10 protein-coding genes are annotated in these 15927 nt (G+C 69.7%); 4 read left to right on the forward strand and 6 right to left on the reverse strand.

The annotated features are described in order from the left end of the window. Positions 1-31 precede the first annotated feature (31 nt). A complete protein-coding gene (locus F0U60_RS05985; RefSeq protein WP_395815201.1) occupies positions 32-2443 on the reverse strand; it encodes a ribonuclease H-like domain-containing protein in 2412 nt (803 codons plus the stop codon). Positions 2444-2454: 11 nt separating this feature from the next. Next, on the reverse strand, positions 2455-3147 hold the full coding sequence (locus F0U60_RS05990) for an NAD-binding oxidoreductase (protein ID WP_395815204.1): 693 nt from the start codon (positions 3145-3147) through the stop codon (positions 2455-2457). Between the two features lie 58 nt (positions 3148-3205). Between F0U60_RS05990 and F0U60_RS05995 the strand changes: the two genes are divergently transcribed. Continuing rightward, positions 3206-3970 carry a transglycosylase domain-containing protein gene (locus F0U60_RS05995; RefSeq protein ID WP_395815207.1) on the forward strand — a complete coding sequence of 255 codons (765 nt, stop codon included), beginning with the start codon at positions 3206-3208 and terminating at the stop codon, positions 3968-3970. Positions 3971-4015: 45 nt separating this feature from the next. Here the strand turns inward: F0U60_RS05995 and F0U60_RS06000 are convergent, their stop codons facing one another. From F0U60_RS06000 to F0U60_RS06015, 4 genes are all read right to left on the reverse strand, one after another. Next, complete coding sequence (locus F0U60_RS06000) at positions 4016-5770, reverse strand: protein kinase (protein WP_395815210.1); 1755 nt, start codon at positions 5768-5770, stop codon at positions 4016-4018. An 87-nt stretch (positions 5771-5857) separates the two neighbouring features. Further along, on the reverse strand, positions 5858-7459 hold the full coding sequence (locus tag F0U60_RS06005) for a PE-PGRS family protein (protein WP_395815214.1): 1602 nt from the start codon (positions 7457-7459) through the stop codon (positions 5858-5860). A gap of 8 nt (positions 7460-7467) precedes the next feature. Then, on the reverse strand, positions 7468-8367 hold the full coding sequence (locus tag F0U60_RS06010; protein ID WP_395815217.1) for a hypothetical protein: 900 nt from the start codon (positions 8365-8367) through the stop codon (positions 7468-7470). Between the two features lie 96 nt (positions 8368-8463). Further along, positions 8464-10242 carry a CpaF family protein gene (locus F0U60_RS06015; RefSeq protein ID WP_395815220.1) on the reverse strand — a complete coding sequence of 593 codons (1779 nt, stop codon included), beginning with the start codon at positions 10240-10242 and terminating at the stop codon, positions 8464-8466. Between the two features lie 213 nt (positions 10243-10455). On the opposite strand from F0U60_RS06015, the gene F0U60_RS06020 reads away from it, so the two are divergent. From F0U60_RS06020 to F0U60_RS06030, 3 genes are all read left to right on the forward strand, one after another. Next, on the forward strand, positions 10456-13377 hold the full coding sequence (locus tag F0U60_RS06020; protein ID WP_395815223.1) for an ATP-binding protein: 2922 nt from the start codon (positions 10456-10458) through the stop codon (positions 13375-13377). Between the two features lie 115 nt (positions 13378-13492). After that, positions 13493-14167 (forward strand): uracil-DNA glycosylase, encoded by a 675-nt coding sequence (gene ung, locus F0U60_RS06025; protein WP_395825999.1) that lies wholly within the window; start codon positions 13493-13495, stop codon positions 14165-14167. Between the two features lie 79 nt (positions 14168-14246). After that, on the forward strand, positions 14247-15899 hold the full coding sequence (locus F0U60_RS06030; protein ID WP_395815226.1) for a type VI secretion system contractile sheath domain-containing protein: 1653 nt from the start codon (positions 14247-14249) through the stop codon (positions 15897-15899). Positions 15900-15927 lie beyond the last annotated feature (28 nt).

Below are 15927 nucleotides of genomic sequence, written 5' to 3' on the forward strand. Positions count from 1 at the left end.
CCAAGGGGTGATGCGCGAGTGACGATTACCCTCACCCCCCGCCCTCTCCCAGAGGGAGAGGGAGTATGCCCTCGTTCAGCACGGTGAGGATCGGCCGGGCCTGGGTCAGCGACGGTGCGAAGAGGGAGGGCTGTCCAGGGTCCGCGAACACCGCCGCGAAGTCCTCGGGGGTCAACCCTCGCACCAGTCGGGCTGCGAACGTCTCACGCAGCAGTCGGACATAGAAATCGATGTCATAGTCCCGAGGATCGCTCACAGCTCCGGTATTGTCGTCCGCATCCGGATCGGGCAGCAGCCCCGCGCGTCCTCCCACGGCTCGATAGATCCGAACGTGCTCGCCGGTAGCCCAGTGGGTCCTCCCGCTCGCCAGCACGGCCTCGTAGGTCAGCTCACGCCTGCGTCCCCGCGTGGCGAGGTACTGCGCCGGAGTCTTCGTCAGCCGGACACGTGCCGTCACCTCGAGGGTCGGGACCGCCCGCCGGCGCAGCGCGGTCACCGTCGTGACATAGACCTCTCTCACGCCCGGGATATCCCCCTCGAGGAGCAGGCGCAGCGCCCGGCGCAGGAAGTCCTCGCCGAAGGGCTCCGCGCGACTGGAGCGGAACGCCACGCCGCGCAGGACAAGGGGCCCGTCGTAGGGCTGGAGCGCGTAGTTCTTCGGCTCGTGCGAGAGCATTGCCGCATAGCGTCCATCGAACTCGAGGTGGACACGCGGTGGCAGCAAGGCGGCGACCTCGGAGACCACCCGGCGCTCGTCGGCTTCGCGCCAGTCCTCTGGTACGGCGAAGTACACGCCGTCGGTGTCCGCCTCCAGCAGCGTGACGCCGCGCTGTGCCAGCTCGCGGCACAGGAGCGCCAGCACCTCGCGCCCGCGCCGCGTCACCTCATTGGCGGCGTGCACATCCGCGAAGCGCGTGAGGCCCACTGCGCCGAGGTAGCCGTAGGCTGAGTTGACCACGATCTTCATCGCCGCCGAGAGCGCCTCGTGGGTGTGCCGTTCCGGCGAGCCGGGCGCCGCGGCACGTGCCCGCGCCTTGGCCGCCAGCCGCTGCTCCACGAGCCGGTCGACCAGCGCGAGCAGCACACCGAGCCGATCCCTCCGTGGCCCTATCCGGTACTCGCGCATCAGCGAGGGGTACAGGCTCGCGACGTCGGCCTTCACCACGTGCCGAGCCACGCCCGTGGCGAACAGGTGGAGCGCGGCTCCGCTGTGGGGCGTCCCGTCACCTTCCTCGTGCGCGGGCAGCGCGGCCCCTGCTCGGACGTAGGCGCGCACGAGGAGGGGATCCAACACACCGGTGGCGGGGCCCGCATCCGCGAGGCGCTCATAACGGCGCGGTGCCATGCGAGCGAGCGCGAAGGCCGCCCCCCCGAGCATGCGCGCGACGCCCGCGGCCTCCGTCACGTCGTCACGGGCATAGCGCCGCACGCGCTCGGGGTCGCTCCGGTAGACCTCATACACCCGGGCTCCCGGAATGTGCTCCCGCTCCGGGCCCGCGAGCCCGAGGTGCCGCGCGACAGCCTTGAGCCCGTGACCTGGCAGCTCCCGAGCTGCGAAGTCGTGCCGCAGCACGGCGTCCAAGGTGTCGATCAGCTCGCGGCCGGGGACCGTGTACCGCGAGCGGCGCATCGGGTCGGAAGCGCGCCCCGCCGAGTCCCGTCCGGGAGTGGCCCCTCGTGAGGCGGGACGCTGTCTCAGGCCCGGTGCGCCGGCACGTCCTAGCGCCAGGGGTACGCCGAGCCGTTGCGCCCGGCGGGCGAGGAACGGCAGGTCGAAGCCGTGCAGGTTGTGGTTCTCAATGACATCCGGATCGACGGCGCGGATGCGTGCGACCAGACGCTGGAGGAGCGCTGCTTCGGCTGCGTTGCCATCGCCGTGGGCCTCAAGCACCTCGGTCCTGCCCTCGGGATCGCGAAGCGCCACGAGGAAGATCCGGTCTCGGTCGGGCTCGAGCCCCGTGGTTTCGAGATCGAACTGCAGGCGGTGCAGGTCGTCGAACCCAAGCTCGCGGAAGTACGTGCGCCCTGACGCGATGAGGTACTGCTCCTCGGGTGGAGGCGCGAGCACTGCGTTTGGACCCAGCTCCCGCAGGTGCCCGATGGGGCGACCGAGGCGCTGTGCGGCGCCGTGGAGCACAGCCGCGTTCAATGCGCGGCCATCGTTCGCGCGGACCACGTAACGAAGCGCGCCGGATCCCTCCAGCTCCTGGTAGGTGACACGGTGCGGTGCGGGCCCCTCGTGCTCGGGCCGGAGCCTCTCGCCGAGGTGTTCCAGGTCTTCCAGTGAGGAGAGGAGCAGCCAGGGGCGGAAGCGAACATCCTCCCGTACGAGCGTGCCGCTCCCTGGGAGCCTGCGCCAGACGAACGCACGGCCGTCGGGCTCCGCCCACACCGAGACAATGCCTGGCGTGGGATCCCAGCCCCAGAGCCATTCGTCCTCCATGACGTGGGCCCTCAGTAGTTGAGGTGGATGGCCTCACGGGGCAGCCCGCGGAGCCGCAGCGCGTCCATGACTCCCTGCACCATGGCCGACTGGCCGCAGGCGAAGGCCACGGCGTCCTCCACCGACACCTCGCCCAGGTGCGTCTGCACGTAGCCGATGAGGCCCTGCCAGCCGCTCTCTCCTGGTTGGCTCACCGTGCGCACCACGCGGATGTGCGCCGCCTCCCAGTGGTGCAGCTCGTCCTCGTAGGCGAAGGCCTTCGGAGTGCGCGCCCCGAAGTAGAGCGTCACCTCACCGTAGGCGCTCCGCTCCTGGCGGATGCTCTCGATGACGGAGCGGATGGAGGAGATGCCCGAGCCGGTGGCGAAGAGCAGCAGGTTCCTCCCACGCGCCAGGGGAAGGGGGAAGCCGCGGCCCTGGGGGCGCGAGCTGTTCACCTTCGCCCCGGGTTGGAGCTGGATCAGGGTGTCCGCCAGCGGGCTTCCCCCCTTGAGGAGGAACTCCCAGCGGGTGCCAAAGGGCTCGGGTGGCGAGGCGAGGGCGAACATCCCCTCTCCCTTCTCGGGCAGGGCCAGGCGTACGTACTGCCCCGGGGTGCGGTGTGTCCCCACCAGTGGGGTTCCGCCAATATCCAGGACGAGTTCGGTAAGGCCGTCCGCGGCGGGGAGGACGTCCGCCACAGTGGTGGGGTGCCAGTCGTTCATGACAAACCTTGTTTAACCTGGACCCGAGCCGTCGTCGCCCTTTGATAGCCTGGGGGGCGTGAAGACCTTGCTCTGGTTGGTGTTGTTCCTCATCGGGCTGGCGGGCGTGGCGCTGCCGGCCGTGTACATCCATGCCGCCAGCAAGCTGCCCCAGCTGGAGACGGAGTTCGATCTGGAGAAGCAGCTGCGCCACTCCATCGAGGGCGAACGGATGAGCCTGGTGGCGGGCACCTTTGATCGCTCGCGCTCCACCGCCTACAAGAAGCCTGAATTCCTGCACCTGCCCAAGGACCTGGTGGCGCTCTACATCGCGCAGCTCGGGTGCCCCACCTACTTCCAGACGCCGCGCGAGGACGGCCCGAAGTGGGCCTGGCGGCTCTTCTCCATGGTGGCCTTTGGCACCGAGCCTCCAGGCGACGGCCGCTGCGAGCGGCTGCTCGCCGTGCGGCTCGCCGTGGCGCTGGGCATCCAAGGCGCGCTGCAGCAGACGGTGGCCGCCAACCGCCTGCACTCCTTCCTCCAGAAGGATCAGCTGATTGCCTATGATCTGTCCGCCCTCTACTTCGACCGAGGGGTCGTGGGGGTGGAGGACGCGGCGTTCAAGATCTTCGGGCGCGAGCTGAACACGCTCCAGCTCCCGCAGCTGGCCGAGCTGGCGCTCACCTTGCCGCCGCACTTCATGTACGCGGATACCGCCGTCTGCCGTAACGCGAGCCTCATTCGGCAGAACCGGGACGTGCTGCTGTCGGACCTGGCTGGCTACAAGCTCGTCACCGAGGAGCGGGCGCGCACCGCCATGTCCCAGCCGACCGTCTGCCGCTGAGGAGCAGGGGCGGCGGGCGTGGGCCTGGCGGTGGCCGGGCCCTCGTCACTTGCGCTTGAGGAAGAAGCGCCTCCAGTCTTCCAGCTCGATGGCGATCTGCCGGCGCTCTTCCGGGGTGCTCGCCGTCTGTGCCCGCTTGCGCAGTGCATCGAGCGTGGAGCGCGTGGCACCGCTCAGCGTCTGTTGGCTCGCCAGCTCCTCGATCTCGCGATCGTACTGCCGGATCTTGCTGAGCAGCGCGGTCCTGGTGGGGCCGGAGGACTCGGGACGCTTCTGCGCCACCTGTTGCGCGTCCTGGTTCTCGGAAGGGGCCACCGCTGGCACCGTGGTGCCCTGCTGCGCCGTCGCGCTGTCCGGGGTGGGCGTGCCCGCGTCGGGAGCCGCGGTGGGAGGCGTGGTCTGCTGCGCCTGCGCCGTGTTCGGGGTGGGGACCGCCGGCTGCGGCGTGGGCTGCACAGGCTGAGGAGGCGTGACGCTCACCTGCGGCGGTGGGGTGGAGGCCGGGCCGCGCACGGCGAACACGATGCCTCCTCCGAGCGCCACCAGCGCGAGCGCTCCCAGGCCCATGGGCACCATGCGACGCATGGGCGAGTCCACAACCGGGGTGCGCACCGGCGTGGGCGAGGGCTCCGGCTTCACCGGCTCGGGCGAGCGGGTGGGCTCGGGCTTCGCGCTCTCCGGCTGTGGCTGGACCTCCGGGCGCACCGAGACGGCGGGCTCCGGGACGGTGGGTTTCGTCGGGGTCGGGAGCTGGACCTGTGGCTGCGTGGCGAGGGTATCGCGCAGCCGCTGGAGCTGGCGGCGCAGCTGCTCGGCGGAGCCGGGGCGAGACTCCGGATCCTTGGTGAGCATCTGCAGGATGAAGGCATCGAGCGCGGCGGGCAGGCTGGAGACGAAGTCAGAGGGACGCGGAGGCCGCGCGTCCACGTGCTTCATCAGCAGGTCCACCGGCGAGGTGCCGGTGAAGGGGAGCCGGCCGGTGACCATCTCGAAGGCCACCACGCCCAGGGCGTAGAGGTCCGTCATGGGCCCCACGGGCTGGCCGCGGGCCTGCTCGGGAGCCATGTACTCCGGAGTGCCCACCACCATGTCCGTGCGCGTCTGCGCGGTGCGCCCGGTGGGCAGGCCCATCTTCGCGAGGCCGAAGTCCAGCAGCTTCACGTAGCGCGAGCCGTCCGGCTGCTTCACGAGGAAGATGTTGCTCGGCTTGAGGTCGCGGTGGACGACGCCGGCCCCGTGCGCGGCGCCCAGCGCGCTGAGCACCTCGTCGAGGATGTCCAGCACCTCGGAGACGGGCAGCTTGCCCTTCTCCGCCAGGTACGCGTCGAGGGCCACGCCCTCGAGGTACTCCATGATGATGTACTGGCGGCCGTCGGGGACCTGACCGAAGCCGAAGATGTCGACGATGCCGCGGTGGCGGATGGCGTTGACGGCGCGGGCCTCGGCGAGCAGTCGCGCCACCTGCTCCTCGGCCGCGGCCAGCTCCGGGCGCAGCACCTTCACCGCCACGCGCTTGCCGATGAGGGGCTGGATGCCTTCGTACACCAGGCCCATGCCGCCCACGCCGATGCGCTGGCGCAGCTCGTACTCGCCAATCTTCAGACCGGTGAGCGGATCTTGCGTGGAGGAGTCATCCATCACGTGCACGGTCCTCCCGGGCGACGTCCGTCGCGCGCCTCCTGGATCGCCAGGGGACGGCGACGTGGAGGAGCCAAGCAGTACGGTCCCGTCGCGCGGGCAGATGTCGGTGTCCGCCGGCACGGCAAGGCCGCAGGTTTCACAGGAACGGGAGTCAGCCATCGGGGAAGTGCCCCCAGGGTAGCAGACCGGGAGCAGATTCCCACAAGCGGGCGAGCAGGCAGGGTCCTCCTGCCCGGATCCAACCCATCAGGGTGTCGGTTCACACCCGTGGTACTGCTTCTGGATACCGTCATGGCCTTGGGGGGCAGGTCCCTTGCCGGCCTTGCCCGCGGGGCCAAGGGCGAAAGTCGTCCCCGTTTGGGAGACGGAGCCGTCGGGGCCGCACCAGACGCCCACGGACGGGCCCCCGCCGCCATTGCCGCCTGGGCCGCCATCCCCACCCTTGCCTCCATTACCCCCCTTGCCACCCCGACCTCCGGTGGACGTCGCGGAGGGGTCCGACGTGTTCACGAAGGACGGCCCTCCTGCGCCTCCCTGGCCGCCGGGGCCACCGGCGCCACCTTTTCCGCCGGCACCGCCTTCGCCTCCCTTGAGTGTCTTCAGCGAGCAGGACTCCAGCTCCACGTGCGCGTTGATGAGCAGCAGGGCGATGGACGCGCCACCCCCCTTACCTCCGCTCCCACCCAGGCCCGGGCAGCCGCCAGCGCCTCCGCCTCCGCCTCCGCTCCCCTCTACTAGCGAGTTACCGAATTTGACTGAGCACATGCCACCTCCACCTCCCCCACCCCCTCCGCCACCGGGGTAGCCGGGCTGGCCGGCCGTTCCGGAGGTGGGGCTCCAGGTATCGGCCACCAGCGTGCCAATTCCGTCACCCGGCTCACCGCTCGGTCCAATTCCTCCCTCGGCGCCGACCTGTCCGTCCTGGCCTGGCTCCCCAACGCAATGACAGGCCGTGCCCGTGCAAGTATTGGGCGTATCCTTGCCCACTCCACCAGCCCCTCCATTCGCGGACGGAGTGCCTGCCTCGCCGCGGCCGCCAGTCCCGTTGCTCATCGAGTTGTTTTCACCGCCACGGCCCCCTGTTCCGCCCTTGTTCTGGACGGAGCCGCAACTGCTGATGCCAGGCGAACCTCCCGCGACGTTCGATGGAGCCGCTCCTCCTGTGCCGCCATCCGCGCCGCCCGGGCCCGTGGAGGGCGTGCTGCCCGCCCCACCGTCGGCGCCTTCCTCCGCCACAATCTGCACGTGGCGCAGGCGCACGCCTTTGGATTGCAACACCCGCAGCCCGATGGAAGGCGCGCCTGGCTCGGAGCCGGGGTCGGAGGTGATGCTCAGCCACTCCAGGCTCACTCCGGCGTCTTCACCCAGCCCGCTCACCGTCAAGCCAATGCTGCCTCCCGTGAGCTGGGTGATGTTGGTGGCGTCGCGCTTCCAGCCTCCGTCCAGGCCGGCGTAGCCGCCATACAGCGAGATGGGCTTGTCCAGCCTCAGCCCCGGCTCGTTGTAGACGCCCCGGGCGAGGTAGATGGCCTGGATGTTCGCGGGGATGCGCTCCAGGGCATACGCGAGCGTCTGGTAGGGGGCGTCCTTCGTGCCGGACTGGGCGCTGTTCTTGCCGTTGACGGGGTCCACGAAGACGCCGTCCTCGACAACGCCGTCGATGCCGTCGCAGTTGCTGTCCAGGAACCTGTCATCCGGGGGATCCGCCCACTCGGGCTTGCATCCTTCGGGCGCGCAGCGTCCGGTGGCCACGCAGTCGTCGTACGCCTCCTGGAAGTTGTAGCAACCCACGGCGGTGAGCAGCGCCACCCCGGCTCCCACGGCGAACAGCTTCTTCGTCTCGTGCATGTGCTTTCTCACGGCAGCGTCCCCACCACACCCACCATGCCGCCCCCGTTGCCCACGGAGGCAGTGGGCCGCACCTTCGGTTCGGCCTTGTCCTTGTCAGACAGCAGGTAGATGACGCCGGTGGTCACCACGCCCGCCGCGCCCAGCGCGAAGGACGCCGCGCTCAGGTTCTGCGACAGCTTGCCGGCGTCCCTCAGCCGGGCGGCTTCCTGGGGATCGCCGATCGTCTGCTCTGTCAGGGCGCGATAGTTCTTCCCCGCCTGCAGGTAGAAGAGCGTCCCCGCGCCCAGCAACACCGCGCCACCGGCTGCGGGCACCCAGGCCCAGCTCCGCACATTCGCGCGGCTGGCCGTCACCTCGGGCTTGGGCAGCAGGGGCTGGGTCGGGTTCGTTGTCGGCGGCGGCGCCTGGACAACGGAGTTCTGCGTCGGGCGCAGCGCTCGCTGCACCGGGGGCAGCACCTTCTCGCTGGCCTGGGTGAGCGCGTCGAGCAGCTGGTCCTCGCGGACTCCGGGCACATAGTGCTCGGCGAGCAGCTCTCCGTCGCGCGTGGCGTAGGCCTTCAGCGCCACCCGGTAGCCGCTGAGGAACTGCACCAGCTCGGCGATCAGCACCACGTCGGCGGGAGCGGCCTCGCCCAGGGTGATGCGACAGGCTGCCTCCAGGCGGTTGCACCCGAGCACCGTCTTGCGCTCCGCGGGTGACAACAGCTGGGACAGCTCCGAGGCGCGGATCACCTGCAGCCCTTGGGTCTTGAGCTGCTCGTACACGTGCTCCTGGGCGAAGGAGACGATATGCGAGGGCACGCCCGCGGCATCGGGCGGGGCGATGAGCACGGTGAGCGGTGCCTCGGAAGACGCGGGTGCCTGACCGAGCACGGCGAGCGTGGCGAGGAGTGTAAGGAACACGATGGTGTCACTTTCCCCCCATGTTGGGCCTACCGCAAGGTCACGCACTCGCAGTAACGCCCTTTGAGTGACACCGGTGTGTCCGGCCGGGCGGGCTCAGCGCCTGGGTTTCTCGGGCATGGGGCGGATGTGCGTCTTCTCAGAATTATCGAGCTCCCTCGGCTCGTCATCCTCCAGGTCGTCGGACGGGACGGGAGGTGGGAGGGGCCGGTTGGGCGCCGAGGGCGCGGGTCGGCGGGCGGGAGGTGCCGCCATGGCAGGGCGGGTGCTGGTGACGGGGGGGTTGGGGCGCGACGGCGTGGGCCGGGCGGCCGGACGCGGTGGCGTGGCGATGCCCCGGCCCTGGGTCTCCAGGTCGTCCGCGAGGAGGTCCGCGGACACCTGTACCTTGGGCTCGTCGGCAGGGGCACCGAGCCCGTCCTCCGCCTCGTCGGCGAAGGGGTTGCGGGTGGGGAGCGGAGTCCGATCATCGTCCACGTCCGACTCCGGAGGGGGAGGAGGACGGTTGGCGGGCAGGTTGGGCCGGAGCGAGGGCCCGCCGCGGGCGGCGGGTGGCTCGGCGGGCTTCGGCCGGGCAGGCGTGGGGAGGTTCGCGGGGACCTGCACCTGCACCCCGTCCTTGGCGTCTCGGGCCTCGTCCTTCAGGCGCTGCTCGAAGGCCTGCCACTCCTTCTTGAAGCTCGCCGGGTCGGGCTCGCCGCGCTCGCGGTGCTTGAGGGAGGGGGCCCAGCGCACGGCGTAGCTCTCGCCGGCGTGGAAGGCGGGCGGGGGCGGCAGGCCATAGGTGGCGGGGTCGAAGAAGGACTCGTCCAGGTCCGTGAAGCCGTACGCGCGCGCCCGAGCGACGAAGTTGGGGATGATGCCGGTGGGCGCGTGGTAGCCGAGGATGTGGCCCTCCTCGTCCTTCGTCACCGGCGTGAAGACGAAGATGTCCTGGGTGCGGTAGTCGCCCTTCTCGGTGAGGGGGAGCACCTCGGAGAGGGCAATCGTCTTGCGGCTGCCGTCGTGGAGGCGCTCGCAGCAGATGACGAAGTTGATGGCGCTGGCCACCTGGGCGCGGATGGCCACCATGGGCAGCTCGATGCCGGACATGAGGCACAGCGACTCAATGCGGCGCAGCGTATCCGTGGGGGTGTTGGCGTGGGTGGTGGCCAGCGAGCCGCCGTGACCGGTGTTCATCGCCTGCACCAGGTGGAAGGCCTCGCCGCCGCGCACCTCGCCCACCACGATGCGGTCCGGGCGCAGACGCAGGGCCGAGTGCAGCAGGTCTCCCATGTCCACGCCGCCCTTGCCGAACTTGTCCGGGGGCCGGCTCTCGAAGGCGACGAGGTGGGACTGGTTGAGCTGGAGCTCCGCCGAGTCCTCGATGGTGAGGATGCGCTCCTCGTCGGGGATGAGCGAGGAGACGATGTTGAGCAGCGTCGTCTTGCCCGAGCCCGTGCCTCCGGACACCAGCATGTTGAGCTTGGTGTGGATGCCCGCGTCGATGAGCCGCGCCATCTGCGGCGTCATGGACTTGAACTTGATCAAGGACTCAATGGTGAGCTTTTCCTTGAAGAACTTGCGGATGGAGATGGTGGTGCCCTTACGGGCAATGGGCGGGATGACGACGTGGATGCGGCTGCCGTCGGGCAGGCGCGCGTCCAGCCGGGGGCGCTCGTCATTGAGGAGGCGGCCGACGAACTGCGCCATGTTGCGCGCGGCGCCGATCAGGCCCTCTTCGGTGAACGTGGCATCGGTCTTGGAGACCTTGCCCTTGCGTTCAATCCAGACATCAGTGGGCCCGTTGATCATGATCTCGGAGACGGACGGGTCGTCGAGATAGGGGAGGACGGGCTTGAGGAACGCGCGGAGCGACTCGGAGTACATCGACATGGCGCCCCGAGGGTAGCCCGACACTGGCCTGGCCCCAAGGGGAAGGCCTGCTCGCCCGCTTACCCCCCCGCCTTTCCTGCCCAAGCCCGTGTCCGCCGGGTGTTCAACACCCGCTATCGGGTGCGTTGCCTGGTTCTCACCACAAGGGGTCTTGGGTATGGCTCGGCTGGCGCGGAGGAAGGATTTTCGCGGACTCGAGGGTTTTGAGACTCCATGAGGGCGGAGCGGTGTGCCAGTGATGAGGTGCTCGCCGGTGGAGGCGAGATGGGCGTCCTCATGCGCTCCACCGACTGGTCGCGCACAGTGCTCGGTCCGGTGGAGACGTGGCCCCAGTCGCTGCGGACGACGGTGAGCACCTGCCTCAACTCGCGCTTCCCCATCCTGGTGTGGTGGGGGCCCGACCTGGTGATGCTCTACAACGATGCCTACCGCCCCATGCTCGGGCGGGACAAGCATCCCCGTGCCTTGGGCCTGCCCGGGCGGGAGGTGTGGCAGGAGATCTGGCACATCATCGGCCCCATGCTGGAAGGGGTGCTGCACCGGGGCGAGGCCACCTGGTCCGAGAACATCATGCTCCCCCTCGTCCGGGCGGGCTTCGCGGAGGAGTGCTACTTCACCTTCTCGTACAGCCCCATCCGGGACGAGTCCGGCGGGGTGGGCGGCGTCTTCACGGCGGTGTACGAGACAACCGGTCAGGTCCTGAGCGAGCGGAGGCTGCGGACGTTGCAGGAGCTCCCGAGCAGGACCTCCACGGCCAGGACGGCGGAGGAAGCCTGCGCGCTCGCGGCCGAGGCCTTGAGTCAGAACCTGGCCGATGTCCCCTTCTCGCGCCTCTATCTGCTGGACGACGAGGGACGGAAGGCCCTCCTCACCGCCTTCACGGGCCTGCCTCCCGAGGTGATGGGAAGTGCGGAGGACTGGTCCATTCCGGAGGTCTCGCGCTCGGGCCAGTCCGTCCTCCTGGACGGGCTGTCGCGCCGCCTCGGCGCCGTGATGGGCGGGCAGGGGGCGACCGCTGTGGACGCGGCGCTCGTGCTGCCCCTGGTGTGCCCGGGTGAAGCGCGGCCCTCGGGGGTGCTCGTTGCGGGGCTCAGTCCGCACGTCCTCCTCGACGAGAAGTACCGAAGCTTCCTGGGGCTGGTGGCCGGGCAGATCGCCACGGCCATTGGCCGCGTGCGGGTGCTCCAGGAAGCCCAGCAGCGGGCCGAGGCGCTCGCCGCGTTGGATCGCGCCAAGACGGCGTTCTTCAGCAATGTCAGCCACGAGCTGCGCACGCCCTTGACGTTGATGCTCTCGCCCCTGGAGCAGGCGCTGGTCGTGCCCGACGAGGGATTGCGTGGGGAAGAGCTCCGGACGGTTCATCGCAACAGCCTGCGGCTGCTGAAGCTCGTCAACGCGCTGCTGGACTTCAGCCGCATTGAGGAGGGGCGCGCGCAGGCGTCGTTCGAGCCCGTGGAGCTCTCCTCACTCACCGCGGACCTGGCCAGCAGCTTCCGCTCAGCGGTGGAGAAGGCGGGGATGCGCTTCACCGTGGACTGTCCGCCCTTGCAGGAGCCCGTCTGGGTGGATCGCGAGCTATGGGAGAAGATCGTCTTCAACCTGCTCTCCAACGCGTTCAAGTTCACCCTCGCGGGCGCCATCGCCGTGCGCCTTCGCCCGGTGGAAGGACATGTCGAGCTGTCGGTGGAGGACACGGGCACGGGGATTCCACGTGAGGAACTGCCGCGCGTCTTCGAGCGCTTCCATCGCGTGCAAGGGGCGAAGGGCCGGAGCATCGAGGGCACGGGTATAGGCCTCGCATTGGTGCAGGAGTTGGTGAGGCTGCACGGGGGGAGCGTGCGGGTGGAGAGCACCCTGGGTCAGGGCTCCACCTTCACGGTGACAATTCCCCTGGGAAACGCCCACCTACCTCGGGAGCGGTTGGGGGCAACCCGGACACAGGCCTCGACGGGGCTGGAGGCCGCCTCCTTGTTGGAAGAGCTATCGCAGTGGACAGGCGGGGGTGTTTCCACGCTCTCCACTCCGAGTTCCCGCAGCCACCAGGGGGAGCTGCCCGCCGGACACATCCTCCTGGTGGACGACAACACAGACATGCGCCACTACCTCCAGCGGCTCCTGGCGGAGCACTGGACGGTGGAAGCCGTCGCGGATGGAGTGATGGCCCTGGAGGCGGCTCGGAAGCGGGTGCCGGACCTCATCCTGAGCGATGTGATGATGCCGGGCCTGGACGGCTTCGGCCTGCTGCGGGAGCTGCGGGCGGACCCTCGCACCCAGACGGTTCCCGTCATCCTGTTGTCTGCGCGGGCGGGCGAGGAGGCCACCGTCGAGGGGATGAACGCGGGCGCGGACGACTACCTCATCAAGCCCTTCTCCGCCCGCGAGCTGCTGGCCCGTGTCAGCGCCCAGCTTGCGTTGTCGCGGATGCGCCAGGAGGCACTTCAGGAGGCGCGCAAGCGGGCCGAGTTCGAGCAGCAACTCATTGGCATCGTCAGCCATGACTTGCGCAACCCCATCAACGCCGTCCTCCTGTCCGCCCACGCGCTGCTCAAGCGCGAGGAGTTGAACGAGCGCTCGACGAAGAACGCCGCCCGCATCATCACCAGCGCCGAACGTGCGAGCCGGCTCATCCGAGACCTCCTCGACTTCACGCAGGCGCGCTTGGGGACGGGCATTCCCGTCTACCGGAAGCCCGTGGACCTGCACGCGGTCACCCGGGCCGCGCTGGAGGAGCTGCACGTCGCCTTCCCGGAGCGGGAGTTGCTCATCGAGCACGAGGGGGACGGGTGTGGCGAGTGGGACGGCGAGAGGTTGGGCCAGGTGGTGCAGAACCTCGTTGGCAACGCGCTCCGCTACAGTCCGGAGGGCACGCCCGTGCGGGTGGTGATCCGTGCAGAAGAGGGGCACCTGCTCCTGAGCGTCTCCAACCAGGGCCAGCCCATCCAGGAGGACCTGTTGCCCCGGCTCTTCCAGGCCATGCAGCGGGGAGCCTCGGAGATGGATCCGTCGACCCGGAGCGTGGGGCTCGGGCTCTTCATCGTGGACCACATCGTCCGCGCGCACGGAGGCACCATCGACGTGAAGTCCTCCGAGGCGGAGGGCACGACGTTCCGTGTGAGGTTGCCGCGGCGGGAGTGAGCTTTCCCGGACATCATCGACCTACCCAAGAAAAATACTGGCGCCATCCGACCGCAGAAGTAGTGTGGTGCGGGTGCCTCGATGAGGCACGAGACGCGGAGGCGAGATGGGCTCGATGAAGGACCGGCTGCCGGCGGACTGGAAGAAGGTGCTGAAGGACGTGCTAGCGGGCCCGGAGTTCGCGCAGTTGGAGGCGTTCGTGGAGGAGGAGCGGCGCGAGCACACGGTGTACCCGACCGAGGAGGACCTGTTCTCGGCCTTCCGGCTGACGCCGTACGAGAAGGTGAAGGTGCTGCTGCTCGGGCAGGACCCGTACCACGGGCCGGGGCAGGCGCACGGGTTGGCCTTCTCGGTTCAGCCGGGAGTGAAACCGCCGCCCTCGCTGGTGAACATCTTCAAGGAGCTCCAGAGCGACCTGGGCGTGCCGAAGCCGAAGGAGGGCTCGCTGGTGCCGTGGGCGAAGCAGGGGGTGCTGCTGCTCAACGCGGTGCTGACAGTGCGCGAGGGGCAGGCCAACGCTCACGAGGGGCACGGCTGGGAGCACTTCACCGACGCGGTCATCCAGAAGGTGAGCGACAAGGAGGACGCGGTGGTGTTCCTCCTCTGGGGAAGCTACGCGCAGAAGAAGGAGGCGCTCATCGACACCACGCGGCACGTCATCCTGAAGGCGCCGCATCCCTCGCCCCTGTCGGCGAAGAAGGGCTTCTTCGGCAGCAGGCCGTTCAGCAAGACGAACGAAGAGCTGAAGGAGCGGGGGCGAGAGCCCATCGACTGGCGGCTGCCCTCATAGGCCGGGGGGGACCCGGGAGCTGTCCGGGAGACCACAACTCGGGCTAACGTGACGCCCTCTCCAAGAGGGGGATGTCGACATGAGCAGTGAAGGCGCATCGGGTTCGCAGGTGAGGTGGTGGGTCGCGGGGGCTTTCACGCCGAACCCCTCGGGCAAGCGCTTCCTCGTTACTCCAGACACCTACGCCGAGGAGCTGGCGCGAGCCGCGACGGGGCTGCGCGTGAGCGTGGCGGACCGGCTGGGGGCGGGGGAGACGCGCACCTTTGAGCTGTCCTTCCCCAAGCAGCGCTCCTTCACGGTGGCGGAGGTGGTGTCGGCCGTCCCCGAGCTGCGCGCCCTCAAGGCGCTGATGGACGGGCTGGACAAGCTGCCCGCGGATGCGGCGGTGAAGAGCCTCGAGGCGGTGGTGGGGGCCGGGCGGTTGTCCGAGGCGGTGGGCACGCTGCTGCGCGAGAAGCAGTCGCCTCCCGCGGCGAAGGGGAGCAACGGAGTGGCGCCTCACGCGCCCTCGACGTCCAAGCAGCCGGACCTCGTGGATTCCATCTTCGCTCAGGCGGAGACGGCCCGTCCCGCGCAGGTGGCGAAGGCGGGCGTGGATGCCTTCCTGAAGGCTGTCGGACCCCGCTCGACGTCCCCCGCGAATTCCGCCTCGGCGACGGCCCCGGCGAAGGCCCTGGTGGAGGAGGCGGTGCAGGCTACGGCTCGGGACGTCCTGGCCCACCCGCTTGTCGCGCGGCTCGAGTCGGCCTGGCGTGGCCTGAAGATGCTGGTGGACCTGTGCCCCACGTCGTCCGGGATGGCCGTGGAGGTGCTCGACGTAGAGGGGCCTGCGGGGGTGGAGGGCGTGGAGCAGCAGCTCCCCATCGACCGCTTTGAGCGCCCCGATGCCCTCTTCGTCCTGGATGCGGTGGACGACCTGGCCGTGCTGCGGCGGCTGGCGGAGCTGGGCGAGCGCGCGCAGCTCCCGGTGGTGGTGGACGTGCCGCCGTCGCTCTTCGGGGTGCAATCCGCGGCGGAGGTCGCAACGCGGGTAGAGGAGGAGGGCAGCGGGCTCCCCGAGGCCTGGGCTGCCCTGCGCGCCGAGGAATCCTCGCGCTGGCTGTGCGCGGCGCTGCACCGTGTGGTGGTGATGGTGGACGGGCAGGGTGCTCGGCGGCGGGCGTGCTTCACCAGCGCGGCGCTGGGCGTGGCGTCGATGCTGGCCTCGAGTTTCCGGGAGACGGGGAGCTTCGCGCGAATCCTCGGAGGGGCGGGTGGGGTGCAGGCGCCCTCGGTGTGGCAGTTGCCGCCGGGACGGGACGGAGGGACGTCGGTGCCGACGGAGGCGTTCTTCCCCATGCGGACGCAGTCGAAGCTGGCCGAGCGGGGCGTGCTGGGAATTGGGAGCGGGAAGAACTCGGACGTGTTGCAGCTCACGGCGGCGCCCATGGTGTATGGGGGCGAGCACAAGGTGCCGCTGCCGGCGCAGATTCTCACGGGCCGCATCGTCCGCTTCGCGCAGTGGGTGAGAGACCAACTTCCACCGAGCGCGGGAGACGCGGAGGTGGCGACGTTGTTCACGCAGGCGGCGGACATCTTCCTCTTCGGCGGCGCGACGCCGGCGGGCCGGGTGCGTGGCGAGGTGGTGCCCACCGGAGAGGGCACGCGGGGCGTGCGCGTGACGGCGCTGGTGCGGCCGGAGTACGCAGGCATGCCGCTGGAGCTGGGCTTCGTCCTACCGATGCGCGGGTGAAGATGAGCTGCGGAGACCCTGTCGGTCA

Source organism: Archangium minus, from assembly GCF_044360475.1.
GTDB lineage: Bacteria > Myxococcota > Myxococcia > Myxococcales > Myxococcaceae > Archangium > Archangium minus.